Here is a 25,892-nt window from a genome sequence, read left to right as displayed (position 1 = left end):
AAAACGAGCGACCCGCTGGGACTGACGTCTCGGCGGGTCGGTTTTTGCCTGGACCCTTACGGCTAGCCGGCCGGCCCTGCGGCGGGCTCGAACCGCAGATACGCCTGGATCGTCGTACCGGTCCGGGTGGTGTGGGTGCGCACCAGATCCGATATGGCGTTGACGAGGTACAGACCGCGACTCGCGGGACCGCAGGGGCCCGGGTCCAGGCGGCCCACCAGCGGGTCGTCGAGTCGTCCGGAGTCGCGCGCCTCGCAGACCAGATGGCCGTCGTCTTTCCAGAAGGCCAACCGACAGGCGCCCCCGGTGTACATCAGGCTGTTGGTGGCCAACTCGGTGGCGACCAGTTGCAGATCTTCGATGCTTTCCTGGGACAGCCCCATCCAGCCCGCGTAGTCGACGGCAAAGGACCGGGCGGGCCGAAGGTCCGCCGATTTGCGGACCATGTACGTGACGGCCCCGGGACCGGCGGCCAGCGGCCGGTTGCAGCGTTCCAGGACGTCGCCGGGGGCATACGCCGGGCTGTGCTGCAGCGCACCGGATTCCCACAGCAGCGGATGGGTCGCGCGCGCGTCCGCCAGCACCTCATCGTCGAGCTGGCTGGCGTCGTACAGGCACAGGCTGGTCGCCGGGTAGCCGTCCATGGCTTCGTTGACCAGAGCCTCGTGCTCGATACAGGCGACGAACTCCTCATCGCTGCGGCCGGGCCACGCGAGCTGGCTGACGATCCGCACGCGCTGCTCCGGGTGCTCGTCGATGAACGCGCCCTCCGTCGCCATGAACCGGCTCGGATTGCGTGCCACCTCGGTGACGTCGACCATGCGCACGCCGGCGGGCAGCTGGTCGCCGCCGTACAACGCATCGCGCAGCACCTCGAGCGGCTCGGGCGGCACGGCAAGCAACACCGCCTCGTCCAACGCCAAACCGTCGCCGACGAACCGGCCCACCAAGTCCACAAACTCCTGCTGAGAGTGGTAAATCCCTGCGGTGTGGACGAAACCGTATTGCCTGGTTTCGTTACCCGCCGTCACTTCAGCGCTCTCGCTTTCGATCACTTACGCCAACCCCCTGCTGGATCGGCTGACGCCTTTCCCCCGTGTCAGTACCCAAGTCGGGCCTTCGCTATACCGCGCAACGGATCACATTTAGGTTCACCTCATATGGCGGGGCCGTTTCGACGGCCGCCGCCGCGGCGGCTACAGCCACCAGGAGGCGGCGGCGTCGAGATGACGACGGAGGCGATAGCAGGCGACGCTGTCGTCGGCGGCCTCGACCGCCTCGACGATCCGCAGGTGGGCGTGGTGCACGGCGAGCACGTCGGACCAGGTCGGCAGCGCCTGTCCGGTGCTCGACCAGTGCCGCCGGAACAACTCGACGATGATCCGCAGGAACAGATCCAGCATTGCGTTGCCGGCGAGTTGCGCGAGGCCGACGTGGAAGTCGAACTCCTCCGCGATCGCCCGGCGCACCTCGTCGGCCGTCTGTCGGGAGTTTTCCGGCAACCCGTGCCGGTGGGTTGCCAGAAACGCCGCGACGTCGGATTCGCCGAGCCGCTTGACGACCTTGGTGACGTTGTCGATCTCGATGGCGTCGCGGACGCAGCGCAGGTCTTCGCGGCTCGGATCGCGGTATTGCAGGTACAGCGCAATCGTGTCGATGCTGGCCTGTGCCGCGGGTTCGGCGACGACGAGCCCGCCGCCGGGGCCGCGGCGCATGTGGGCTATCGAGTGGTATTCGAGCAGCCGTACCGCTTCGCGCAGCACCGCGCGGCTCACCCGGTAGCGCTCCAGCAGAGCCGTCTCGGTGCCGAAGACCGAACCCACCTGCCAACCGCTGGCGGCGATGTCGTCACCAATGGTGGCCGCGAGCAACTCGGCCAGTTTGCCCCGGGGCGCCTCGGAATCGAGCCGCCGGCGCGTCGCACGCCCCGGGCCGCCGTCGCCGGCGTGATGCCGCTGCAGCCAGCCGGTCACGGCCTCGACGTGTCGCTCCGACAGCGTCTTGGCGCGCGCCGAATCGCCGGTCGTGACGGCGGCGACGATCGCGGAGTGGTGGGCGTGCAGATGGTCGACCGCCTCGCTGGCCTCGGTTGCCGAATCCGTTCGCGACGCCAGGGCGTAGCGGGTGGTGAGCCGCATCAGGACGTCGATAAACAGCTGCAGCACCGGGTTTTTGGATTGCTCGGCCAGCGCGATGTGGAACTCGTCGCGCGGCGCCGGTAAGCCGGGCCGCCACTGCTGCTCGGCGTGCAGCACCGCACGCAGCCGCGCGATCCCGGCCTCGTCGATGCGCTCGGCGGCGAGCGAGGCCGCCAACGGCTCGAGCACCAGACGCGCATTGAGCAAGTCGCCCAGCGTCGTGCCGAGGTATTCGAGATAGATGACGACCGCGCGGGTGGCCGGTCCCGCGTCGGGCTCGCAGATGTACAGGCCGCCATTGGGTCCGCGGCGCATCCGCGCGACCTGATGGTGTTCGACCAGCCGCACGGCCTCGCGCAGCACCGACCGGCTCACCCCGAAGCGCTGCTGCAGGGCATGTTCGGATCCCAGCGATTCGCCGACCGCCCAGCCGCGGCGGACGATGTCGGCCTCGATGTCGCGGGCCACCAGCGAAGCGAGTTTGTTCGCCTGGCCGGTCGCGGGCTCCTCAGTCATCCGGGCTCGATCACGCTCGCGCTCAACAGGTCAGCAGCATGCACCCGGCGACGGGCCCACCGCCGACGGAGACCACGCCCACCTCGGGGCGGCGGGCGACCTGCCGCTCCCCCGCGTCGCCGCGCAACTGCAGACACCCTTCGTGCAGCGCCCAGTAGCCGTGCATGCGGCCGGCCGACAGTTGGCCGCCGTAGGTGTTCAGCGGCAGCTGCCCGTCCCGGGCGATCCGCTCCCCACCCTCGACGAACGGGCCACCCTCGCCGTCACCGCAGATGCCGAGCGCTTCCAGCCAGGCCAGGGTGAGGTAGGTGAATCCGTCGTAGAGCTGGGCGACCTGGAGGTCGGCGGGTGTCAACGTCGTGCGCGACCACATCTGGGCCGCGGCATCCGACATCGCCATCTTGGGGTAGTCGGCGCGGTGAAACCAGCCACCGGCGCCGTCGGACCCGCCGATCGCCTCCACCTTCACCGCGCGGTGCGGACAGTCGGCGGCGTACTCCGCGTGCGACACCACCACCGCGATCGAGCCGTCGATCGGGACGTCACAGTCCAGCAGCCCGAGTGGGGTGGACACCAATCGCGCGCCCAGGTAGTCGGCCATCGTCATCGGATCCCGGTACACCGCACGGGAATTCAACGCGGCGTTGCGCCTGCCGTTGAGCGCGATCCAGCCCAGCTGTTCTTTGGTGGTCCCGTACAGCTCCATGTGACGGCGGCAGTTGAGCGCCAGCCAGTTGGCGGCCGAATAGGCATGCGCGGCAACCAGATCGTTGACGTCGTCCATCGCACCGACGGCCGGCTTCGGCTCGCCCTCGGGGGTTTCGAACATCCGCGCCAGCGGCGGGGCCGCGGCGTTCTCCTCCTGCTTGACCGGCACCGTGCCGCCGAGCATTTGTATCGTCCGGTACACGACGACGTGGCGGGCCCGGCGTTCGGCGACCGCGCGGCAGGCCGACATCACCGGCGAGAGCAGCCCGCCGGTGCCGAAGCCCGCCCCGCAGTCCGCGGCGTCGATATGCAGCTGGGCGTTGACGTCCGCGGCGGGCGTGTCGCCGAGGGTCGCGATGCCGTCGATGTCGGTCGCCGCAAGTCCGGCGTCCTCGATGGCGGCGCGCACCGCCTCCATGGTCAAGTCCAGGCCGGGGATACCGGTGCGGCGGCCGATCCGGGAGATCCCGATGCCGGACAGGATCGCGTCTTTCTCGAAATGCGTCATGCACACCGCCCGTCAGACCACACCGCATCGAATCAATAGAGTGTACTGTATTCGTCGTGTCAGACGGGCCGCTGCTCATCGAGTACTGCGACGACTGTGCGCGCTGGGTGCATCCGGGCAGCGGCGTATGCCGCGAGTGCGGGGGTTCGCTGCAGGCGCGGCCGGTTTCCGGGCGGGGCACCGTGTTCACCTACACGGTCAACCATCACCCCTACAACCCGGAGATCCCCACCCCCTACGTCATCGCCATTGTCGAGCTCGCCGAACAGAGCGGTCTGCGGGTCGCCGCCAATATCGTTGACTGCGAACCGGATTCGGTGACCTGCGGCATGCCCGTCGACCTGCGGCCAAAGCGTGGCAGCGGTGGCGCGGCGCAGTTCGCGCCGGCGTGACCCCTAGTTGATCAGCGGGTCGCGGGGCATGCCGAGGATCCGCTCGGCGATCTGATTGCGCGTCACCTCCGACGTGCCGCCCGCGATCGCCATGCCGCGGGCTCCCATCATCAGCCGGCCGGCCAGGGCGCCGGGACCGTCGGTCAGGGCGACCTCGGGACCCAGCAGCGCCGCCATGATCGCGGCGCCTTCCACCATGTGCTCGGCCAGCTTCAGCTTGGTGACGTTGCCTTCCGGTCCGGGGCCCGCGCCTTCCACGCTGCGCGCGGCGCGCCGCAGGTTCAGCAGCCGCAACGCGGTTTCCTCGGCGAGGTACGAGCCGACCCGAATCCGCCCGCCCGCCAACCGATCCGGGCGCTGCTCGGTCAGCTGCACCAGTTGGTCGGCCAGCCCCTCGTAGAACGATCCGCTGCCGCCGATGCTGACTCGCTCGTTGCCCAGCGTCGCCCGCGCGACGGTCCATCCGGAATTGGGCGTCCCGACGACGTCTTCGTCGGGGACGAACAGGTCGTTGAAGAAGACCTCGTTGAAGTCCGAACCGCCGGTGATCTGGCGCAGCGGCCGCACCTCGACCTCGGGCGCCTTCATGTCCACGATCACCGTGGTGATGCCGGCGTGCTTCGGGGCGTCGGGGTCGGTGCGCACCGTGGCCAGGCCGCGCGCACAGTAGTGCGCCCCGCTGGTCCACACCTTCTGGCCGTTGATCTTCCAGCCGCCGTCCACCCGGGTGGCCCGCGTTTTGATCGACGCGGCGTCCGAGCCGGCGTCGGGCTCGGAGAACAGCTGGCACCAGATCTCGTCCTTGCGCAGCGCCTTCTCCACGAATCTTTCGATCTGCCAAGGCGTTCCGTGCTGGATCAGGGTCAGGATCACCCAACCGGTGATCCCGTAGTCGGGACGCTTGATGCCGGCCGCGCGGAACTCCTCCTCGATCACCAGCTGCGCGACCGCGTCGGCCGCACGTCCCCACGGCTTGGGCCAGTGCGGCATCACGTAGCCGGTCTCGATCAGCTTGTCGCGCTGGGCCTCCTTGCTTAGCCCGGCGATCTCGGCGGCGTCGGCGCGGATGCCGGCGCGCAATTCCTCGGCTTCGGGCGGCAGGTCGAGGCTGTTCTCCCGGACAGCGCCGGCGGCGGTGCGCTCGAACACGTCGGCCGCGGGCGCGTCACCGCCGAACAGCGCCGCGCTCACCACCGCCCGGCGCAGATGCAGATGCGCGTCGTGTTCCCAGGTGAAGCCGATGCCGCCGTGCACCTGGATGTTGAGTTCGGCGTTGCGGACGTAGGCGGGAAAGGCCAGCGTCGCGGCCACCGCGGCGATCAGGCGGAACTGCGCTTCGTCCTCGGATGAGTCCTCGGATGCCGCCCGGGCGGCGTCCCAGACGGCGGCGATCCCGGATTCCGCACCGACCAGCATGTTGGCGCAGTGATGCTTGACCGCTTGGAAGGTGGCGATGGTGCGGCCGAATTGCTGGCGCACCTTGGCGTAGTCGACGGCGGCGTCGACGCAGTCCGATGCCCCACCCACGGCCTCGGCGGCCAGCAGGGTGCGGGCGCGGGCCAGCGCCGATTGCCTTGCCCCCGTCAGGATGTCGTCGTCGCCGACGCGCACGTCGCGCAGGCGGACGCGTCCGGATCGCCGCGTCGGATCGAAGTTCTCCGGCACCTCGACCGAGACACCGTCGCGGCCGCGCTCGAGCACCAGCACGTCGTCGCCCGCGGCGATCAGCAACAGGTCGGCCAGCCCGGCGCCCAACACGATTCCGGCGTCACCGTCGGCTGTCCGACCGTTCGAGCCGTCGTTGATCCGCACCTGGCTGTCCAGCCCGATGCCCGCGGTGACCGTCCCGTCGATCAGGCCGGATAACAGCCGCGACTTCTGTTCGGCGGTACCGTCTTTGGCGATCACCGCGGACGCGATGACGGTGGGCACGAACGGTCCCGGCGCCACCGCGCGGCCGAGCTCTTCGATGACCACGACCAGTTCGGGCAGCCCGTACCCGGAGCCGCCGTACTCTTCCTCGACGTGCAGGCCGAGCCACCCCAGCTCGACCAGGTTCGCCCAGAACCCGGGCCGCGGCTCGTCCGAGGCGTCGAGCAGCGATCGGGCCGCCCACCGCGCCTTCTGCGAGGTCAAGAACCCGCGGGCCACCTCGGCCAGTTCACGATGGTCGTCGGTTATTGCGATACCCATCAGGGCCCTCCTCGCGCAGCATGCCGGCCGGGTGTGATCGCCCCAGAAGCTGGGTGGCCTGCCCCGCTTCGAGGGGAAGCGGGGCGGCTGCCTAAAGAGTGTACTTAATGCGGGGAGGGCCCCGACGGGGGGTTACTTGGGTGCGAACCGCTGCCCGGCGTCCAGGCGCAGGCACTGTCCGTTGAGCATCGGATTGTCCACGATGGCGGCGGCCAGCTTCGCGTACTCCTCGGGACGGCCGAGGCGCTTGGGGAACGCCGCGTCCTTGGTGAGCTGCGTGGCGAACTCGTCCGGAATGCCCTGCGTCAGACCGGTCGCGAACAGGCTCGGGGCGATGGCCAGCACCCGGATGCCCACCGAGCCCAGGTCGCGGGCCATGGTCAGGCACATGCCGGCGATGCCCGCCTTGGCGGCGGTGTAGGCGACCTGGCCGATCTGGCCCTCGTAGGCCGCGATGGAGGCGGTGTTGATGATGACGCCGCGCTCACCGGTGTCGGGGTCCTCGGGCTCGTTCTTGGCCATGTGCGCGGCGGCCAGCCGGCTGATGTTGAACGTGGCGATCAGGTTGAGGTCGATCACGGACTGGAATGATTCGAGGTCGTGCGGACCGGACTTGGTCAGCGTCCGCTTGGCGATGCCGCCGCCCGCGGTGGTGATCACGACGTGCAATCCGCCGAGCTTGTCGACCGCGGCCTGCAGCGTCTCCTCGGTGCCGGTGAAGTCGGTGACGTCGACGGGATAGAAGGTACCGCCGACGCCCTCGGCGACCGTCTTGCCGTCGGAGCCCTCGCGATCGAGGATGGCGACATCCGCGCCGCGTTCATGCAGCAGCTCGGCGCTGGCACGCCCCATTCCCGATGCGCCGCCGATGACGACGACCTTCTTCCCGTTGATCTCCATCCGGACGTCTCCTTCTTGGGTTGTCAGATCCTGTGCAATCTGTAACGTTACGTAGGCACGCTAGCGTGTCCGCACTCCAGGCCTGTCACCGAGCCGTGCCAAGCTGGCAACCGTGCTCCTTCTCGACGTGGCCACGACGTCATCCGACGTCTCGAGCACGTCGTCGCGGCTGACCAAAGTCGCCCACATCGCCGACCTGCTGCGCCGCGCCGCGCCGGATGGCGCGCTGGTCGCCGTCATCGTGTCGTGGCTGTCCGGCGAGTTGCGGCAGCGCCAGATCGGCGTGGGCTGGGCGGCGCTGCGCTCGCGCCCGCCCGCGGCCACGCACGCCTCGCTGACCGTCGGCGGGGTCGACGCCACCTTCTCCCACATCGGCGCCGTGTCCGGCAAGGGCGCGCAGGCCCGGCGCGCCGCCCTGCTGAACGCGTTGTTCGCCGCTGCCACCGACACCGAGCAGGCCTTCCTGCTGCGGCTGCTCGGCGGCGAGCTGCGCCAGGGCGCGCTGGCCGGGATCATGGCCGACGCGGTCGCCAGGGCCGCGGGCCTGCCGGCCGCCGCGGTGCAGCGCGCCGCGATGCTGGGCGGAGACCTGCCTGCGGTGGCGGCGGCCGCCCTGTCCGGTGCACCCGCGGCGCTGGACCAGTTCACCCTGCGGGTCGGCCGCCCGGTCGGCCCGATGCTGGCGCAGACCGCGACGAGCGTGGCCGACGCGATCGAACGCCACGGCGGCCCAACCATTTTCGAAGCCAAGCTGGACGGGGCGCGGGTGCAGATCCACCGCGCCGGTGACGAGGTCACCGTCTACACCAGGAGCCTGGACGACGTCACCGCCCGGCTGCCCGAAGTGGTGGAGGCCACGCTGGCACTGCCGGTCGATCACCTGATCGCCGACGCCGAGGCGATCGCGCTGCGGCCCGACAACTCACCGCAGCGCTTCCAGGTCACCGCCTCACGCTTCGGCCGCTCCGTCGACATCGCCGCAGCCCTTGCCGCACAACGACTTTCGGTGTTCTTCTTCGACGTCCTGCATCGCGACGGCGTCGACCTGCTCGACGCCCCGACCGCCGACCGGCTGGCCGCCCTGGACGCGTTGGTGCCACCGGCGCAGCGGGTCGACCGGCTGCTCACCGCCGACCCCGCGGCGGCGGGCGCCTTCCTGGACGCGACGCTGGCCGCTGGGCACGAGGGCGTGATGGCCAAGGCGCCCGACGCGCCGTATCAGGCGGGGCGCCGCGGCGCCGGCTGGCTGAAGGTCAAGCCGGTGCACACGCTGGATCTGGTGGTGCTCGCGGTGGAGTGGGGCTCGGGGCGCCGCCGCGGCAAACTCTCCAACATCCACCTGGGCGCCCGCGATCCGGGCAGCGGCGAATTCATCATGGTGGGAAAGACTTTCAAGGGCATGACCGACGCCATGCTGGAGTGGCAGACCGCCCGGTTCAGCGAACTGGCCATCGACGGTACGGACGGTTACGCCGTCGAGGTCCGGCCCGAGCAGGTCGTCGAGATCGCCCTGGACGGCGTGCAGAAGTCGTCGCGCTACCCCGGCGGCCTGGCGCTGCGGTTCGCCCGCGTGGTGCGCTATCGCGACGACAAAAGCCCCGCCGAGGCCGACACCATCGACGCCGTGCGCGCGCTGTACTGAACGAGCCGCTTTCCGACAGGCGCAGTTCGTTTTGCGCGCGTAGGGTTTCCGTCCGTGGCGATCACAGGGCACGACAGCGACGTCAGCTACATCCACACCGGCGCAGACCTGCCACCCGTCGCCATCGTCGACCGCTCCCCCATCACCGCGCGGCACAAGATCGTGTTCGCGATCATCGCGGTGCTCGGCGCGGTCGCCTGGGCGATCATCGCCTTCACGCGAGGCGAGACGGTCAACGCGGTGTGGTTCGTGGTCGCGGCGATCTGCACCTACCTCATCGGGTTCCGGTTCTACGCCCGCCTGATCGAGATGAAGATCGTCCGCCCGCGCGACGACCACGCCACGCCGGCCGAGGTTCTCGATGACGGCACCGATTACGTGCCGACGGATCGCCGGGTGTTGTTCGGCCACCACTTCGCGGCCATCGCGGGGGCCGGACCGCTCGTCGGCCCGGTGCTGGCCACCCAGATGGGCTACCTGCCGTGCAGCATCTGGATCGTCATCGGCGCGGTGTTCGCCGGCGCGGTGCAGGACTACCTGGTGTTGTGGATCTCCACCCGGCGGCGCGGGCGCTCGCTGGGACAGATGGCCCGCGACGAACTCGGCGCCACCGGCGGGGTGGCCGCGCTGCTCGGCGCGTTCGTCATCATGGTGATCATCATCGCGGTGCTGGCGCTGGTGGTGGTGCGGGGGCTGGCCCAGAGCCCCTGGGGCGTGTTCTCCATCGCCATGACCGTTCCCATCGCTGTGTTCATGGGCTGCTACCTGCGGTTCCTGCGCCCCGGCCGGGTCGCCGAGGTTTCGCTCATCGGTGTGGCGCTGCTGCTGCTGGCCGTGGCCGGCGGTGCCTGGATCGGCGAAACCCCTTGGGGTGCATCGTGGTTGAACCTGTCGGCGGTCACGGTGTCCTGGCTGATCATCGGCTACGGGTTCGTCGCGTCGGTGCTGCCGGTGTGGTTGCTGCTCGCCCCGCGCGACTACCTGTCGACGTTCATGAAGGTCGGCGCCATCGCGTTGCTCGCGGTCGGCATCTGCATCGCCCGCCCGGTCATGCAGGCGCCCGCGGTGTCGCAGTTCGCGTCCCGCGGCGACGGGCCGGTGTTCCCCGGCGCGCTGTTCCCGTTCCTGTTCATCACCATCGCCTGTGGGGCGCTGTCCGGATTTCACGCTCTGATCTCGTCGGGGACCACGCCCAAGCTGCTGGAGAAGGAAAGCCAAATGCGGCTGATCGGTTACGGCGGCATGCTGACCGAATCGTTCGTCGCGGTCATGGCGCTGATCAGCGCGGCGGTCCTGGACCAGCACGTGTACTTCGCGCTCAATGCGCCGGCCGCGCAGACCGGCGGCACCGCGGCCACCGCCGCGCACTACGTCAACGGCCTCGGGTTGCGCGGCGCCCCGGCGACCGCGGACCAGCTCACCGCGGCCGCCGCCGGGGTGGGCGAGAAGTCGATCGTGTCGCGCACCGGCGGGGCACCGACGCTGGCGGTCGGCATGTCCGAGGTGCTCTACCGGGTGTTCGGTGGTGCCGGCCTCAAGGCGTTCTGGTACCACTTCGCGATCATGTTCGAGGCGCTGTTCATCCTCACCGCCGTCGACGCCGGCACCCGCGTCGCCCGCTTCATGCTCTCCGACACCCTCGGAAACCTCGGCGGACCCCTGACCAAGCTGCGCAACCCGAGCTGGCGCCCGGGCGTGTGGCTGTGCAGCCTGGCGGTGGCCACGGCCTGGGGCAGCATCCTGCTGATGGGGGTGACCGATCCGCTGGGCGGCATCAACACGCTGTTTCCGCTGTTCGGCATCGCCAATCAGTTGCTCGCCGCGATCGCGCTGACCGTCATCACGGTCATCGTCATCAAGAAGGGCCTGCTGAAGTGGGTGTGGATCCCCGGTATCCCGTTGCTGTGGGATCTCGCGGTCACGCTGACGGCGTCGTGGCAGAAGATCTTCTCTCCCGACCCGGCCGTCGGCTACTGGACGCAGCACTCGGCGTACCTGGCGGCCAGGCAGGCGGGCAAGACGGTGTTCGGTTCGGCCAAGAACGCGCACCAGCTCGACGACGTCATCCGCAACACCTTCATCCAGGGCACGCTGTCCATCCTGTTCGCGGTGGCCGTCGTCATCGTCGTGATCGCCGGGGCCGTCGTCGCTCTCGGGGCGATCCGCGGGCCCGGCCGGCCGCTGACCGAGGACGACCCGGTGCCCTCGAAGTTCTTCGCCCCCTCGGGTCTGATCCCCACCGCCGCCGAGCGCGAATTACAGCGGCAATGGGACGAGCTGCCGAAGCGCGGGAGCGAGTCGCGCACAGATAGGTAGTCGACTACGCGTGCGTACCGGTGGGCACCGACCGTACGTTAACCGCATCAGCGGCCGAACTACCTGGTCAACGCGGCCGCACGCGAAGAAGGTGAACGAAATGCTGGTCACGCCAACGGGACTGCGGACCTCACCCCGCACTGCCAACGAGCCCACCGCACCACCGTCCTCGGCGGCGCCCTCGGTCGAGGCGGCCCCCGCCGAGGTACTGATCACCACCCAGCAGGTGCTCTTCGGCGCCGCCGTTGTCCAGGGGGCGCGTCGTGCCCCCCTCGCCCGCCGCATCGGCGCCGCGCTGCGGCGGATGGCCGCGAACGCGAACACGCCGCGCCATCCCCACCCCCCGAGGTACTACGGCTACATCGAGGACGCCCGCATGGCGCGCGCGATGGACCGGCTGTGAACGCAACCATCAGCGTCGTCTGCGCCGGGTTGATGGTGCTGCTGGCGATGGGGACCTACAACCTGCAGTGGTGGCTCGAGCGCAACGACTACGAGCGCCATTTCGAGGACTGACTCCAACGCGGACGGCACGCCGGGCAAAAAGGTTGTGCCCAAGCCCGCGTCGCGGTCCTAAACTTGCGCGATGAGAGTCGGTATCGACTTCGGCACCACCCACACCGTCGTCGCGGCCGTCGATCGCGGCAACTATCCCGTCGTCTCCTTCGAGGGCGACGATGCGTGGCCGTCGCTGATCGCCGCCAACGCCGCCGGGCAGTTGCGCTTCGGCCCGGACGCGGCCGCCGTTCGCCACGACCCGGCATGGTCGGTGCTGCGCTCGTTCAAGCGCCTGCTCAACGACGCCGGACCGCAGACCGAAGTCAGCCTGGCCGGGCGCGCCTATCGGCTGGCCGACCTGCTCACCGGCTTCCTGTCTCAGCTGAAAACCGATCTGCAGCGCAACTCGAACGTCACCCCGTCCCCGGGCGAACCCATCGAGGCCGCGATCAGCGTGCCGGCCAACGCCTCGAGCGCCCAGCGCCTGCTTACCCTGGACGCCTACGTGGCCGCCGGTTTCCGGGTCGTCGCGCTGCTCAACGAACCGTCGGCCGCCAGCCTGGAATACGCCCACCGGTACCGCTCGACCATCACCGCCAAACGCGAATACGTGCTCATCTACGACCTCGGGGGCGGCACGTTCGACGCGTCGCTGCTGAAGATGACCGGACACGCCAACGAGGTGGTGGTCAGCGAGGGCATCCAGCGCCTCGGCGGTGACGACTTCGACGACGCGATCGTCGAGCTCGTGCTGGCCGGCGCCGGCCTGCCCGGCCTCGACCCGGCCCAGCGCGACCTGTTGGCCGAGGAGTGCGCCACCCGCAAGGAGGCCGTCGGGCCGCAGACGCGCCGCTTCCTGGTGGACCTGTCCCCGCTCGATCGGCCTCCCTTCTCCTGCCCCATCGACGACGTCTACGGCGTGTGCGCACCGCTGGTCGACCAGACGATGGCGCTGCTGCGCCGCGTCCTGCACGATCCGGCGCGCGGACGCACGGACGTGGACTGGTCGGAGGTGGCGGGCATCTACGTCGTCGGCGGGGCAGGCGGTTTCCCGCTGGTGTCGCGCATGCTGCGCAGCACCTTCGGCGAGAAGCGGGTGAAACGCTCGCCGCATCCCTTCGCCGCCACGGCCATCGGCCTTGCCGTCTTCCTCGACAAGGAGTCCGGTTTCGCACTGTCCGAACGCTTTTCGAGGAATTTCGGGGTGTTCCGGGAGGCCGAGGCGGGTGCCGGGGTCGTCTTCGACCCCATCGTGTGCAAGGACGTTTCGCTGCCGGCCGACGGGCGTTCCCCGCTGGTGGTGAAGCGCAAATACCGAGCGGCGCACAACATCGGGCACTTCCGCTTCGTGGAGTGCAGCCGGCTGGTCAACGGGCGGCCGGACGGCGACGTCACGCCGTATGACCCGGTGCTGTTTCCATTCGACCCGGCCCTGCACGACCGCGACGACCTCCGGCGTCAGCCGGTCGGCCGCTGGACCGACGGACCCGACGTGGAGGAACGCTACGTCATCGCCCCCAGCGGTGCCGTGGAGGTGACGCTGACGACGCACCCGGCGGGGTTCGAGCGCACCTTCCGCCTGGAGCGGCGCGCGTCCGCGAGTTGATGAGCCATCCCGCCATGCAGCTGTACGACGTGATGCGAACGACCTTCGCGGCACGGGAATTCACCGACGACCCGCTGCCCGACGAGGTGCTGAGCCGCATCTTCGAGCACGCCCGGTTCGCTCCCAGCGGTGGCAACCGGCAGGGCGCCCACGTCACCGTGGTGCGCGACGAGGCGATCCGCCGGCGGCTGGCCGAGCTCGGCAAGCCCGCCGCCCGCCGTTACTTCGCCCAGCTGCAGGCGGGCGAAAACCCTTGGAACTCGGTGCATCCCAGCGGCGTGCCGCAAGACGTCGTCGACGCAACCGAGGTCCCCGACACGTTCGTGGCACCGATCGCCAAAGCGCCTGTCGTCCTTGTGGTTTCGGTGGACTTGGCCGTCGTCGCGGCCGTCGATCAGGATCTGGACCGCGTCGGCATCGCCGGGGGCGCGTCGGTTTACCCGCTGATCTGGAACATCTTGCTCGCCGCGCGCGGCGAGGGTTACGGCGGCACCATCACGACGATGGCCATCGCGTCCGAAGATCAAGTCCGTCGCCTGCTGGGCATCCCCGGCCAGCATGCGGTGGCCGCGGTCGTGCCGCTGGGAAAACCGGTGCGGCAGTTGACCAAGCTGCGCCGGCGGCCGGTCGCGGAGTTCATCACTCGTGATCGATTCGACGGCCCGGCGTGGTGCGGGTGATCGGCTGAGCCCTACCCGCGCACCTGGGGCAGCACGTCACGCTGCCACGCCGCGAAGAACCCGTCCATGTCGGGACCGATCTGCTGCACGTAGATCTCGTCGACGTCGGCGTCGATGTACTCGCGCACCTGCGCGACGTGCTTGTCGGGGTCCGGGCCACAGGCCACGCTCTCGCCGACGGTATCCGTAGGCACCAGCGACTGCAGCGCGGCGAAATCCTTGGGCCGGGGCAGGATTTGGGACGTCTGGCCGGGCAACCCCTCGTTGGCCCACAACCGGTGCGCGGTTTTCAGCGCGGCGTCGGCGTCGGCGTCCCAGCACACCTTCGTTCCGCCCTGCACCGGCTTGTTGCCGCCCCCGGCCTCGCGGAACTGCTTGACCAGGTCGCCGTCGGGCATGGCGATGCTGTAGCCGTCGCCGATGCGGGCGGCCAGCTCCACGGCCTGCGGGCCGAATGCCGAGACGTAGATCGGCACCGGCTGCTCGGGCCGGGTGTAGACCTGGGCCTCCTGCACCTCGTAGTGCTTGCCGTGGTGGCTGACCTCGCCGCCCTTGTGCAGCTTGCGAATGACGTCGATCGCCTCCTCGAGCATCTCGAGCCGCACACCGGCCGACGGCCAGGGATCGCCCAGGATGTGCTCGTTGAGCGCCTCGCCGCTGCCGACCCCCAGCACGAAGCGTCCGTCTAGCTGCACGGCCGCGGTGGCCGCGGCCTGCGCGATGATCGCCGGGTGGATCCGAATGGTCGGGCAGGTGACGGCGGTGCTGACCGGTAACGACGTCGCCTCCGACAACGCACCGATCACTCCCCACACGAACGGGCTCTGACCCTGCTCGTCATTCCAGGGGTGATAGTGGTCGGAGATCCACAGCGCGTCGAATCCCGCGTCCTCGGCCCGCTTGGCCTGGTCGATGAGCTCCTTCGGGCCGAATTGCTCGCAGGTGAGAAAGTATCCGATCTTGGTCATGGCGCCCGGCTACCCGCTGCGCGCCCGGTTATGCACCCACCGCGCCGTTTACCTGCGGCGTGTGGGGGAACCCGTTCCTACGTGCCGGCGCCAGAACTTGATACCGAGACCTCGGCGCCGACCGAATCTCCTTACCGCACAGCCGGTTTCGCGGCGCTGAGCAGCTATGCGGCGATCGGTGACGGCCGCACGGTGGCGCTGGTGGCCGAAGACGGCGCCATTGATTGGTTTCCGATTCCGGATTTGGATTCGCTCCCGGTATTCGCCGCGCTGCTCGACCAACCCAACGGCGGACGCCTGGACCTGACGCCGACCGTCCCGTTTCACACGCGGCGGCGTTACCTGCCGAAGACCAACGTTCTGGAAACGACCTTCGTCACCGAGTCGGGACGGGTCCGGGTCACCGACGCGCTGAACATCGGCTTCGGTGGCCGGCTGCCGTGGACCGAACTCGCCCGCCGCGTGGAGGGCCTCGACGGGACGGTGCCGATGCGCTGGCGGGTCGCGCCGGGGACCTGCTTCGACCATTCCTCGCCGTGGGCGCGGCGCACCCCGCACGGCGCGGTGCTGCGAGCCGGGTCGCTCAACGTGGGCGTGTGTGTCTCGGAGCAGCTCGACGTCGAGTGGACCGACCAGACGGCGTCCGGAACGTTCACCGCGACGGCCGGCCTGCGGAGGCTGATCGGCCTGGTCGCCTCGGAGTCCGAACCGCTGATGCTGTCGTCGGCGTCCGACATCGACGAGGGGCTGGACAAGACCATCGCGTTCTGGCGGAACTGGTCCGGGCAGTTCGAATGCCCCGAGTCGTGGGCCGAGGCGGTGCGTCGCAGTGTGTTGCTGCTCAAGCTGCTCATCTTCAGTCCGACCGGCGCCATCGCGGCGGCCGCGACCACCTCGCTGCCCGAACGGATGTCGGGCGGAAAGAATTGGGACTACCGCTTCGCATGGATCCGCGATACCGCATACACGCTGTCCGCCTTGCGCCGCTTCGGGATTCGCGAGGAGACGCACGCCGCCGTGGCTTGGCTGCTGCGAACCGTCCGCCGGCACATTCCCGATGTGGGTGTCTTCTACTGCCTCGACGGTTCACCGCCTCCCCCGGTGAGCCGGTTCGAGGCGGCCGGCTGGCGCGGAATCGGCCCGGTGGTGACCGGTAACCGCGCCGACGGGCAGCTGCAGCTGAGCATCTTCGCCGACCTCTTTGACACAGTGCGGCTCTACGTTGACAGCGGCCACGTCCTGGATACCGAAACCGGCCATCTGCTGGCGGATTTCGCAGATCGGGCGTGCGACGCCTGGCGCCACCGCGACGCCGGCATGTGGGAATTGCCGCGGCAAGAGCACTACACGACGTCCAAGCTCGGCTGTTGGCAGGCGCTGCGGTGCGCGGTCTACCTGGCCGACCAGGGCCAGATTCCCGGCGACCCCGGCCGCTGGGCCGGCGAGGCCGAGCGGATCAGCGATTGGGTGCAGCGCCACTGCTGGAATGACGAGCTGGGCAGCTACGAATGGTTTCCGGGCAGCGGTCAGCTGGACGCGTCGATTCTGCTGCACGCCGGCAGCGGGTTTGACCGTGGCGAACGGATGTCCGCCACGATCGACGCACTACGTCGCGAGTTAGGCTGCGGGCCTTTGCTTTTCCGGTTCAGTGGCGCGCGTGACGAGGAACGCGAAGGGGCGTTCGTCGCATGCTCGTTCTGGGCCGTCTCGGCGCTGCACCATGTAGGTCGCACGTCAGAGGCCCGTGACCTGATGGCCGAACTCGTCGAGCTGACCAACGACGTCGGCGTGTTGCCCGAAATGATCGATGCCGACGACCGCTCGTTCATGGGCAACCTGCCGCAGGGCCTCAGCCACCTCGCGTTGATCGGGGCGGCGCTCGACCTGGAGTCGTGACGACCTGGGGCCCCGAACGAGAACAGCTTCGCTAATTTTGAGAAGGCGGTTCTCCACTGCCGAGAGACGGATTACGATCGCTGGTGACCTGTGCCGGTCTCGTCCGAACCACAACGATCGGAGTCCCTCATCGACGCCTGGATTCTCGACGCGGTCCGCACGCCCCGCGGGCGCGGCCGCCCCGACGGCGGACTGCACGGCGTGCACCCGCAGGCCCTGCTCGCGCGGTGCCTGACCGCACTGGCCGAGCGGGTCGGCTTCGACCCGGCCGACGTCGACGACGTGATCGCGGGCAACGGCATCCTGTCCGGAGACCACGGCGACGACATCGCCCGCCTGTCGGTGCTGCTGGCCGGCTGGCCGCAGAGCGTGCCCGGGATGACGCTGAGCCGATTCTGCGGGTCGGGTCAGCAGGCGGTGACCGTGGCGGCCTCGGCCATCGCCGCCGGCAGCGAGAATCTGATGATCGCCGGCGGCGTCGAATCCATGTCACGCTGGGACATCACCGCGGGAGTCCCGACCATCGACGGCAACAACCCGGATCTTCGTGCGCTGTATCCGACCGTCCCGCAGGGTATTTCGGCCGACCTGATCGCCACCCTGGAGGGATTCGACCGGGAGACCGTCGACGCCTACGCCGCGCAGAGCCAGTGCCGCGCCGGCGCGGCCATCGAGCAGGGCCGCTTCGAGCGGTCGCTGATCGACGTGCCGACTCCGCACGGTCGCGTCGAACGCGACGAGCATCCCCGCCCCGGTACCACCACCGAGTCGCTGGCCCGCCTCAAACCGGCCTTCGCCGCGCTGGGCGCCGCGTGCGCCGACGGCGAGCAACGCACGTTCGACGAGATCTGCCTGCAGCGCTACCCCGACATCGACCGCATCGATCACGTGCACCATGCGGGCAACTCGTCCGGTGTCGTCGATGGCGCCGCGGCGGTTGCGCTGGCCTCGTCGAACTGGCTGCACACCCATCGGGTCACACCGCGCGCGCAGATCAGGGCCACCGCGGCCATCGGCAGCGAACCCATCATCATGCTCACCGCCCCCGGCCCCGCGGCCCAGCGATGTCTTCAGCGGGCGGGCATGACCGTGGCCGACATCGATCTGTGGGAGATCAACGAGGCCTTCGCCGCCGTCCCGCTCAAGACGATGCGCGACCTCGACATCGACCCCGAGGTGGTCAACGTCAACGGCGGGGCGATCGCGCTCGGGCACCCCATCGGCGCCACCGGCGCCATGCTGATCGGCACCGTCCTGGACGAGCTCGAACGTCGTGACCTGACAACGGGTCTGGTCACCATGTGCACCGGCGGCGGGATGGGCACGGCGACGATCATCGAGCGGGTGTGAACATGGCGGACACCGTGTCCCTCGAACGGCCCTGCGACGGGGTCGCCGTCCTGCGGCTGAATCGCCCGCAGCGGCTCAACGCCATCAACGAGGCGATGCAGACCGAATTGCGCAACGGGCTCGGCGATCTGGCCGCCGACCCGGCCGTACACGCCGTGGTGCTGACCGGCGCCGGACGCGGGTTCTGCGCGGGCATCGACGTGCGCGACTTCGGCCCCTCGATGCTCGAAGCGAGCGCACCCGCGTTGGACCGGATGCGCTTCCAGGAAAGGATGGCCGCCCTCGCCGAAGCGGTGCGCGCGTTGCCGCAGCCCGTCATCGCCGCGGTCAATGGCCCCTGCGTTGGCGCCGGACTCGCGCTGTGCCTGGCCGCCGACATCCGAATCTGTTCGACGGCAGCATCTTTCGCCAATGCCGCCATCCTGCTCGGGCTCTCGGGTGCCGAGATGGGCATGAGCTACCACCTGCCGCGCATCGTCGGCACCAGCGTGGCCGCCGACTGGATGCTGTCCGGTCGCACCGTTTCGGCCACCGAGGCCGACCGTCGCGGGCTGGTCAGTGAGGTCGTCGAGCCGGACCGACTGGCCGACCGCGCGGTCGAGCTGGCGTCGCTGATCGCCGGCCACGCCCCGCTGGGCGCGCAACTGACCAAGCGCGCCCTTCAAATCAACACCGACGCCGCGAGCCTGGCGTCGGCGATGGAACTGGAAAACCGCAACCAGGTGATTTCCCACGCCACCGACGAGGCGGCGCAGCGCCGCAAGAAGTGGTCGTCATGACCGGTCCGCTGCGCGGTGTGCGCATCGTCATGATGGGCGGCCTGGGGCCCGCACCGCTGTGCGGAATGCTGTTGGGCGACTTGGGCGCCGAAGTCATCCGCATCGACGCGCTGGCCGGTGTCGACGGTCCGCCGCCCGTCGACCACACGGTCCGCCGCAGCCAGCGGTCACTGGCCGCCGATGTGAAGGACCCACGCGGGCGCGACCTCGTCCACCGCCTGACCGCCGACGCCGATGCCTTCGTGGACGTGTACCGGCCTGGGGTGGCCGAGCGCCTGGGCATCGGCCCGGATGCGTTGCGGACGCGCAACCCCCGGCTGGTCTATGCCCGCATGACCGGCTACGGACAGGACGGGCCCTTGGCCGGTCACGCCGGGCATGACATCAATTACCTTGCGCTCACGGGCGCCCTGCACGCCATCGGCACCGCCGAATCACCGGTGCCGCCCTTGAATCTCGTCGGCGATTACGGCGGCGGCGCAATGCTATTGGCGGTCGGTCTGCTCAGCGCGATCCTGGAGGCCCGCCAGTCGGGTCAGGGGCAGGTCCTCGACGTGGCGATGGTCGACGGCGTCGCCGCGCTGCTGGCACCGTATTTCGGCATGCTGTCGGCGGGCACGTGGCGCGACCGGCGTCAGGACAATCTGCTCGACGGCGCCGCGCACTTCTACGGCACCTACGCCACGGCCGACGGGGGCCACATGGCCGTCGGCGCCATGGAGCCGAAGTTCTACGCCGAACTGTGCGATCGGCTCGGCGTGAACGTGCCGCACGACGACGACGATCCGACGGCGTGGGCCGACCACCGGGCCGCACTGGCCGCGCGCTTTGCCGAGAAGTCCCGCGCCGAATGGGAGCGCCTGCTGGGCACGCCGGGATGCTGTGCGACACCGGTGCTTTCGCTGACCGAGGCGCCGCGGCATCCACACAACGTCGCGCGGCGCACGTTCGTCGAGCTTGACGGCCTCACCCAGCCCGCACCGGCCCCGCGCTTCTCCCGGACCCGTCCGGCCACGCCCGCGCCTCCGTCGCTACCCGGCGATCACACCCGCGCGGTGCTGCGCGAGCTGGGCCTGGCCGCCAACGACATCACCGCGCTGGAGGATGCCGGCGTGGTGGCCCAGAGCAGTGCAAAGTGACCGATCCAGAGAGGACGACACATGTCGTGGGACTTCTCCACCGACCCGGAGTGGGCCGAACAACTGCAGTGGGTCGAAGGCTTCGTGCGCGAGGAGTGCGAGCCGATCGACTTGATTGTCACCGAATCCCACGACCTCAATGACCCGGTGCGTCAGGCGCTGATCCCGCCGCTGCAGGACATCGTGAAAAAGCGCGGGCTGTGGGCGACCCACCTGGGCCCGCACCTGGGCGGTCCGGGCTATGGGCAGGTGAAATTGGCGCTGCTCAACGAGATTCTGGGGCGCTCGGAATGCGCGCCGATCGTCTTCGGGTCACAGGCCCCCGATTCGGGCAACAGCGAAATCCTGGCGCACTACGGCACACCCGAGCTCAAAGAGCGCTATCTGGAGCCGCTGCTGGACAACCGCATCATCTCCTGTTTCTCGATGACCGAGCCACAGGGCGGCGCCGACCCGAAGGTGTTCCGCACCACCGCCGTACAAGACGGTGATCACTGGGTCATCAACGGGGAGAAGTGGTTTTCGTCGTTCGCCTCGATGGCGTCGTTCCTGATCGTGATGGCGATGACCGATCCCGACGCGCCGCCCTACGAGCGCTACTCGATGTTCGTCGTCCCCGGCGACACCCCCGGCATCAACGTGCTGCGCGACGTCGGGCTGGGATACCAGCCGATCGGCGGTGGGCGTGAGGGTTATGTGCGCTACGACAACGTCCGGGTGCCCGCCGAGAACATGCTGGGGCCGCGCGGCGGGGCGTTCGTCGTCGCGCAGACCCGCCTGGGCGGCGGGCGGATTCACCACGCGATGCGCACCGTGGGACTGGTCCGGCGGATCTTCGACATGATCTGCGAACGGGCCGCGTCGCGCTACACCCAGGGCGAGGTGCTGGCCAACAAGCAGCTGGTGCAGGAGATGGTCGCCGACTCCTGGATGGAGATCGAGGCGTTCCGGCTGCTGACGCTCCAAACAGCTTGGAAGATCGACCAATTCAACGACTACAAGGCCGTCCGGGCCGACATCTCGGCGGTCAAGGCGATGATGCAGAAGGTGCTGCACGACGTGTCATCGCGGGCGCTTCAGTTGCACGGCTCGTTGGGCACCACCCACGAGATGCCGTTCGTGCAGTATCTGGTCGAGTCGTTCGTGCTCGGGCTGGCCGACGGCCCGACCGAAGTGCACAAGGTCACGCTGGCCCGGCTGTTGCTGAAGGACCGTGAACCCGCGCCGGATCTGTTTCCCTCCGAACATCTGCTGCGGTTGCGGGCGGCCGCCGAGGCCAAGTTCGCCGACAAGCTGGCGGGCATCCCCCGGGGCTGAGCGGCGAGCCCGCTCAGACTTTCTTGGTGACGCCGACGTAGGACAGCACCACATCGGATTGGTCGGTCACTCGATTGAGCACCGCGTAGGAGCGGATGAACGACTCACCCACGCAACCGTCGATCTTGACGTGGAAGTTGCTGACCATCACCCAGGGATCCGGTGCCCTGAACTGTTTCTTGACCACCGGCACCACGACGACCAGGCCCGGCTTGAGCCCCACGTTGAGGATGCCCGCGATCGGGGCGACGACCAACGGAAGCACGTCTCCCGGCACTCCGGTCACCGGTCCGGTCACACCCGGGGTGATACCGGCGCTGCCACCGATCGTGACGCCGTCCGACGTGCTCATGTCGATGCCACAGCCGATCTCATAGCCCACCTCGAGGACGCCCTGGGGCGGTCCCGGCCCGATGAGGGAGCCGACGAATATCCCGCTGGCGACGTATTCGCGGGACGACACCGCGGTGGTCAACGGTGCCACCGGAACCTGCTGCTCGTCGCGGGCGCCCAGACCGAGGGTCCAGCCGTCGGGGGTGTGCAGGACTGCGGGGGGATTCGAGGGAATCGCTCCCTGGGCCTCCGGCGCCGCTTCCGCAGCAACCGGGGCGGCGTCGGGATCCGCGCATGTCGACGGCGCCGTAGGCAGCGAAACGGCCAGGCAGGCGGCGGCCACCAGGGCGCGACGAACGACCACGGCAATCGGCCTCACGGGCGACACCGTACGCACCCGGCGTTTCGAGTCACGAGATTTGCTGGGCGGCCCACCGAAGTCGTTGTGGGTTTGTAACTGTTACGCGATATGCGGTCAACGGTAGAATCGGCGTTTCAGCAGCCAGCAATTCGGCCAGAAACCGAGGAGGCGGCGATGACGGTTTCCACCCGGACTCGCGCAATGCTGGTCTGCGCGACGACGGCCATCGCCCTGGCGAGCGGCGCCGGCATGGCCCACGCGGACCCGAACGTCGATCCCCGTCCCCAGCCGCCGGGCATGGACGACGTCTACAGTCCGTTCCCCACCACCTGGATCAATCCGTCCAATGAAGGCCAGCCCGTGAACGATACGGGCGATGTCGGAATGATCTGCGAAAATCTTCTGGTCCGCTGCCAGTAAGGCTCCGGCGGGCACTAAGTTAGCGACGTCAGGGCGCGGTCGAGCAGCCTCGGCAAAATCGTTGCCATCGCTTCCAATTCGGCTCGCGGCGCCGCCCGGCGGCGATTGTGTTTGACGATCAACGACCAGGTCGCCGTCGATTTGAAACACGCCAGCGCCGTGAACCACGCCAAATCGGTTATCTCGCAACCTAACTCGGATGCATAGAGCTCGGTGAGTTCGTCGATCGGCGGTACCATACCGTCGGGTGCGTCGACCCGCCGGTAGGTGTCCGGGTCGCAGTTGATCAGAAACCAGCCCGCATCGATGCGCGGATCGCCGATCGACCAGATCTCCCAGTCGATGATCGCGTTGACCCGCGATCCGGCGGCGAGCAGGTTGCCCAGCCGGAAGTCGCCGTGCACCACACGCGGCGCCATCGCACGCGGCGCGCAATCGAGCAGCGCGTCATACACTTTCGGCCAGTCGGGGGCCAGCGCCGGGTCGACGGTCCGCAGCGTGTCGGACCACCGGTGGACTTCGGCGACCGGGTCGACCACGCGCTCATCGCCCAGCCCGAGGTCCGCCGGCGCGAGCCTGTGCAGCGCGGCCATCGCGCGGCACGCGTTCCGGTATCGATCGCTCAGCCCGCCGACATGCGGGCAGCCGTCGAACAACGGTTCCACACAATCGCCTTCGACATGGCTCATCACATACAGCGGCGGTGTGCCGGGCGGGTCCCCCGCATCTTCCCACAGCACCTCCGGGACCGGAACGTGAGTTGTCTTGAGCGCCTTGATGATGCGGGCCTGGCGGAGCACGTCGCGATGCGCGACGGGTGCGACGCCGGGCGGAGCCACCTTGATCACCACCCGCCGGCCATCCCTGCTGCCCGCGAAGGTGAGGCTGGAGGCGCCGCCGGCCAGCGGGGCGACGTCGGTGACGCCCGCGCCGTCGAGTCGGCGGCGCAGCTCGGTCGGATCGAGCTCGGCTCGGCTCATCCCGTCAGCGGGCCGGTCCTCGTCCAGCCGACCTCGGCGAGGAAGGGCTGGGTGTGCGCGATGCGCCCGGTCAGGGTCTTCGGATCGCCGGTGCAGAGCCGCAAGGCCGTCTCGGTGATCAACGCGATGTCCTCGGTGTCGGTCTTGGCCAGGTCGAGCGTGCCGGCGCCCGGCGTGGCCACGGGATTGGACGGGGCGGCGGCGTTGACCGCGATTCCGTCGTCGTACAGCTCGGCCGCAAGGCTTTTCGTCAATCGGTTGAGGGCGGCCTTGGCCGTGCCGTAGATGCCGAAGCCCGCCGTGCGGTCGAACTCGGAGAACGGCGGCCCGGGTGGCAGGTCACCGCCGACCGAGGTCAGGTTCAGGATCCAGCCGCGTCCGCGCTCGCGCATCGCGGGTATCGCCAGCTGACACAGATGCAGGGGCCCGAGCACATGCATCTCCATCATCAGCCGCGCTCGCCGCTCGGGAAACCCGTCGAGGGGCCGCAGGAAGGTCACCGCGGCGTTGTTGACCAGGATGTCGGGTGCGCCGACCGCGCCGGCCACCTCGGCGAAAAGCCGTTCACGGTCTTCGGTCTGGGACAGATCCGCCTGGACCGCAATGGCTTTCCCGCCCGCGGCGACGATCTCGTCGCGGGTCTGGCTCAGCGACCCCTGATACTGGGGGTCGGGGTCCATCGTGCGGGCGGTCAGGGCCACCGTGGCCCCGTGCTCGGCCAGCCGTGTGGCGATCGCCCTGCCCAGGCCCCGGCTGCTGCCGGTGACCAGGGCCACCATCCCGTCGCACCGCTGCGCGCTCATCGTCGTCCTCCTCGGCCTGCCGGCCCTGCGGAAATGGCTTCTCCGTATCAGAGAATGCCATTATCGCCGGCGGAGGGGAAGCATTCGGCGTCGCGCGTCCAGGGAGTAGCTGCCGCCGCCGGTGAAGACCAGCAGGAAAAACGCGAAGCAGAACAGAACGGCCAACGCGCCCCCGTTGCCGGCCGGCGGATCGGCGACCGGCCACAGCGCCTGGGGTTGGTGGACCGAGAAGTAGGCGACCGCCATCTCCCCCGAGGCGACGAACGCGGCGGCGCGGGTGAACAACCCGGCGGCCACCAGCAGGCCCGCGACGATCTCGATCAGTGCGGCATACCAGCCGGGCCAGGATCCGAACTCGACGACAACCGGCGAGCGGACGGGCCAATTGAACAGACTGCGCGAACCGTACGCGGCGAAGAGCAAACCGTAGACGAGGCGAAACAGGCTCAGCACCCCCGGAGCGTGCCGGGCCAGGCGAGCGTCGAGACCATTCCTCACGAGGGACAGGCTACGGTCGCCGCCCAGGCGAGCAGGCGCCGCCACAGCCGATGCCGGCTCGACGCCATGTTGTGGCAGTGCGCGCTGCCGGCCACCACCAGGGTGGTGATGTCCGGGCTGCTCCGGTACAGCCCGGCCTCGGCGCGCGGGTCCGGCGAGACGTCGACGACGCCGTAGCCGACCAGCACCGGGACGTCGATGCGCGCCGCATGCTCGGCGACGATGCCGGGGACCATCGCCGTGCCGAACACGCGCGGGACCACCGACTTGGCGGCGCTGGCGTCGGCCGCGACGACGTCGGCGGGAACGTCGGGGAGATGGAACCAGCTCTGCAGGTACTCGCGTGGCCCCTCGAAATACGGCCTGTCGAGCGCGGACAGTATTTCGGCGGCCGCTTCGGCGCGGCCTTGCGGGGTGGCGCAACGCGCGATGAACGCCGCGTCCAGGTTCAACGGCGCGACGTGCTGGTTGGTGCAACCCAGCACCGCCAGCCCGGCATAGCCGGGAAACAGCGCTTGCTGGGTGATGGCCAGGTACCCGCCCAGCGAATGCCCGACCGCGATCGCCGGCGCCTCGATGCCGATGGTGTCCGGCAACGCGCTGACGGCTCGCGCCAGCGCGCCGGCGATATCGCTGAAGCCGAAATCGCCTGTGGGCTGCGAGCTTTCGCCGGTCCCCAGCGGGTCGATGGTCACGACGGCGTAGCCGTTCTCGGTGGCGAAGCCGGCGAAGCTGTACCCGTGGTGGCCGGGAATGGTGAGGTCCCAGTAGTCGCGGCTGTAGGTGCCGCCCGGCAGACATACCAGCAGCGCGGCCGCGTCGGCGACGTCGCGCGCGGGGTAGTACGTCGCCGCCAGCGACGCCGGCTGCCCGGCCACCTCGCCGACATCGAACGTCAATGAGCGCGGGGTGCGGGTCATACGGCGTAATCCTGGGAGGTAAACACGTACC

The 25,892-nt window shown here is 69.3% G+C and carries 23 protein-coding genes; 12 read left to right on the top strand and 11 right to left on the bottom strand.

The genetic code is table 11. The annotated features are described in order from the left end of the window. Window positions 1–62: 62 nt before the first annotated feature. From A5646_RS10080 to A5646_RS10070, 3 genes are all read right to left on the bottom strand, one after another. Complete coding sequence (locus tag A5646_RS10080; RefSeq protein WP_066881265.1) at window positions 63–1,055, bottom strand: sensor histidine kinase; 993 nt, start codon at window positions 1,053–1,055, stop codon at window positions 63–65. A 141-nt stretch (window positions 1,056–1,196) separates the two neighbouring features. Beyond that, window positions 1,197–2,654, bottom strand: a complete 1,458-nt coding sequence (locus A5646_RS10075; protein WP_067021494.1) for a FadR/GntR family transcriptional regulator — start codon at window positions 2,652–2,654, stop codon at window positions 1,197–1,199. A gap of 22 nt (window positions 2,655–2,676) precedes the next feature. Further along, complete coding sequence (locus A5646_RS10070) at window positions 2,677–3,870, bottom strand: thiolase family protein (RefSeq protein WP_066881269.1); 1,194 nt, start codon at window positions 3,868–3,870, stop codon at window positions 2,677–2,679. Between the two features lie 56 nt (window positions 3,871–3,926). Here A5646_RS10070 and A5646_RS10065 point away from each other — a divergent pair, with 56 nt between their 5' ends. Beyond that, a complete protein-coding gene (locus A5646_RS10065) occupies window positions 3,927–4,262 on the top strand; it encodes a Zn-ribbon domain-containing OB-fold protein (protein ID WP_067021492.1) in 336 nt (111 codons plus the stop codon). Window positions 4,263–4,265: 3 nt separating this feature from the next. Here A5646_RS10065 and A5646_RS10060 read toward each other — a convergent pair whose 3' ends face one another. Next, window positions 4,266–6,455, bottom strand: coding sequence for an acyl-CoA dehydrogenase (locus tag A5646_RS10060; RefSeq protein ID WP_067021490.1), 2,190 nt, complete (start codon window positions 6,453–6,455; stop codon window positions 4,266–4,268). A 132-nt stretch (window positions 6,456–6,587) separates the two neighbouring features. Continuing rightward, window positions 6,588–7,355, bottom strand: coding sequence for an SDR family NAD(P)-dependent oxidoreductase (locus A5646_RS10055; RefSeq protein ID WP_066864782.1), 768 nt, complete (start codon window positions 7,353–7,355; stop codon window positions 6,588–6,590). A 112-nt stretch (window positions 7,356–7,467) separates the two neighbouring features. Here A5646_RS10055 and A5646_RS10050 point away from each other — a divergent pair, with 112 nt between their 5' ends. The 5 genes from A5646_RS10050 to A5646_RS10030 all read left to right on the top strand — a co-directional run bounded on the left by A5646_RS10050 (window position 7,468) and on the right by A5646_RS10030 (window position 14,097). Continuing rightward, a complete protein-coding gene (locus tag A5646_RS10050) occupies window positions 7,468–8,997 on the top strand; it encodes an ATP-dependent DNA ligase (RefSeq protein WP_067021489.1) in 1,530 nt (509 codons plus the stop codon). A gap of 54 nt (window positions 8,998–9,051) precedes the next feature. Further along, entirely contained in the window at window positions 9,052–11,313 is a 2,262-nt protein-coding gene (locus A5646_RS10045) for a carbon starvation CstA family protein (RefSeq protein WP_067021488.1), read from the top strand. A 100-nt stretch (window positions 11,314–11,413) separates the two neighbouring features. Beyond that, entirely contained in the window at window positions 11,414–11,716 is a 303-nt protein-coding gene (locus tag A5646_RS10040) for a hypothetical protein (RefSeq protein ID WP_156765570.1), read from the top strand. 183 nt (window positions 11,717–11,899) lie between these two features. Beyond that, on the top strand, window positions 11,900–13,417 hold the full coding sequence (locus tag A5646_RS10035) for an Hsp70 family protein (protein WP_066881279.1): 1,518 nt from the start codon (window positions 11,900–11,902) through the stop codon (window positions 13,415–13,417). A gap of 14 nt (window positions 13,418–13,431) precedes the next feature. Next, complete coding sequence (locus A5646_RS10030; protein WP_067021484.1) at window positions 13,432–14,097, top strand: nitroreductase family protein; 666 nt, start codon at window positions 13,432–13,434, stop codon at window positions 14,095–14,097. Between the two features lie 11 nt (window positions 14,098–14,108). Here the strand turns inward: A5646_RS10030 and A5646_RS10025 are convergent, their stop codons facing one another. Continuing rightward, on the bottom strand, window positions 14,109–15,065 hold the full coding sequence (locus tag A5646_RS10025; protein ID WP_066881283.1) for an LLM class F420-dependent oxidoreductase: 957 nt from the start codon (window positions 15,063–15,065) through the stop codon (window positions 14,109–14,111). A gap of 81 nt (window positions 15,066–15,146) precedes the next feature. On the opposite strand from A5646_RS10025, the gene A5646_RS10020 reads away from it, so the two are divergent. The 5 genes from A5646_RS10020 (at window position 15,147) to A5646_RS10000 (ending at window position 21,546) form a co-directional block, all read left to right on the top strand. Then, window positions 15,147–16,961, top strand: coding sequence for a glycoside hydrolase family 15 protein (locus A5646_RS10020; RefSeq protein WP_231998278.1), 1,815 nt, complete (start codon window positions 15,147–15,149; stop codon window positions 16,959–16,961). 141 nt (window positions 16,962–17,102) lie between these two features. Then, window positions 17,103–18,311 (top strand): acetyl-CoA C-acetyltransferase, encoded by a 1,209-nt coding sequence (locus A5646_RS10015; RefSeq protein ID WP_156765571.1) that lies wholly within the window; start codon window positions 17,103–17,105, stop codon window positions 18,309–18,311. A gap of 2 nt (window positions 18,312–18,313) precedes the next feature. Next, window positions 18,314–19,090, top strand: coding sequence for an enoyl-CoA hydratase/isomerase family protein (locus A5646_RS10010; protein WP_067021482.1), 777 nt, complete (start codon window positions 18,314–18,316; stop codon window positions 19,088–19,090). Continuing rightward, entirely contained in the window at window positions 19,087–20,229 is a 1,143-nt protein-coding gene (locus tag A5646_RS10005) for a CaiB/BaiF CoA-transferase family protein (protein ID WP_067021506.1), read from the top strand. The genes A5646_RS10010 and A5646_RS10005 overlap by 4 nt, the downstream gene beginning before the upstream one ends. A gap of 21 nt (window positions 20,230–20,250) precedes the next feature. Next, entirely contained in the window at window positions 20,251–21,546 is a 1,296-nt protein-coding gene (locus A5646_RS10000) for an acyl-CoA dehydrogenase family protein (protein WP_066881287.1), read from the top strand. A 13-nt stretch (window positions 21,547–21,559) separates the two neighbouring features. Here the strand turns inward: A5646_RS10000 and A5646_RS09995 are convergent, their stop codons facing one another. Next, entirely contained in the window at window positions 21,560–22,243 is a 684-nt protein-coding gene (locus A5646_RS09995; protein ID WP_067021479.1) for an MspA family porin, read from the bottom strand. A gap of 171 nt (window positions 22,244–22,414) precedes the next feature. Here A5646_RS09995 and A5646_RS09990 point away from each other — a divergent pair, with 171 nt between their 5' ends. Next, on the top strand, window positions 22,415–22,660 hold the full coding sequence (locus tag A5646_RS09990; RefSeq protein WP_067021477.1) for a hypothetical protein: 246 nt from the start codon (window positions 22,415–22,417) through the stop codon (window positions 22,658–22,660). Between the two features lie 14 nt (window positions 22,661–22,674). Here A5646_RS09990 and A5646_RS09985 read toward each other — a convergent pair whose 3' ends face one another. The 4 genes from A5646_RS09985 to A5646_RS09970 are packed head-to-tail and all read right to left on the bottom strand — an operon-like array spanning window position 22,675 to window position 25,861. Then, on the bottom strand, window positions 22,675–23,640 hold the full coding sequence (locus tag A5646_RS09985) for a phosphotransferase family protein (protein WP_067021475.1): 966 nt from the start codon (window positions 23,638–23,640) through the stop codon (window positions 22,675–22,677). Further along, entirely contained in the window at window positions 23,637–24,443 is an 807-nt protein-coding gene (locus tag A5646_RS09980; protein WP_067021474.1) for an SDR family NAD(P)-dependent oxidoreductase, read from the bottom strand. Before A5646_RS09980 ends, A5646_RS09985 begins: the two co-directional genes overlap by 4 nt. A gap of 60 nt (window positions 24,444–24,503) precedes the next feature. Further along, window positions 24,504–24,941, bottom strand: coding sequence for a DoxX family protein (locus tag A5646_RS09975; RefSeq protein ID WP_156753053.1), 438 nt, complete (start codon window positions 24,939–24,941; stop codon window positions 24,504–24,506). Beyond that, complete coding sequence (locus tag A5646_RS09970; RefSeq protein WP_067021473.1) at window positions 24,938–25,861, bottom strand: alpha/beta fold hydrolase; 924 nt, start codon at window positions 25,859–25,861, stop codon at window positions 24,938–24,940. Before A5646_RS09970 ends, A5646_RS09975 begins: the two co-directional genes overlap by 4 nt. Window positions 25,862–25,892: the final 31 nt, after the last annotated feature.

The sequence above is a fragment of the Mycobacterium sp. 1245499.0 genome (assembly GCF_001673615.1).
In the GTDB taxonomy this organism is placed as follows: Bacteria; Actinomycetota; Actinomycetes; order Mycobacteriales; family Mycobacteriaceae; genus Mycobacterium; species Mycobacterium europaeum_A.
Note: the sequence above shows the minus strand (reverse complement) of the source record. Positions and strands in the feature narration are given on the sequence as shown.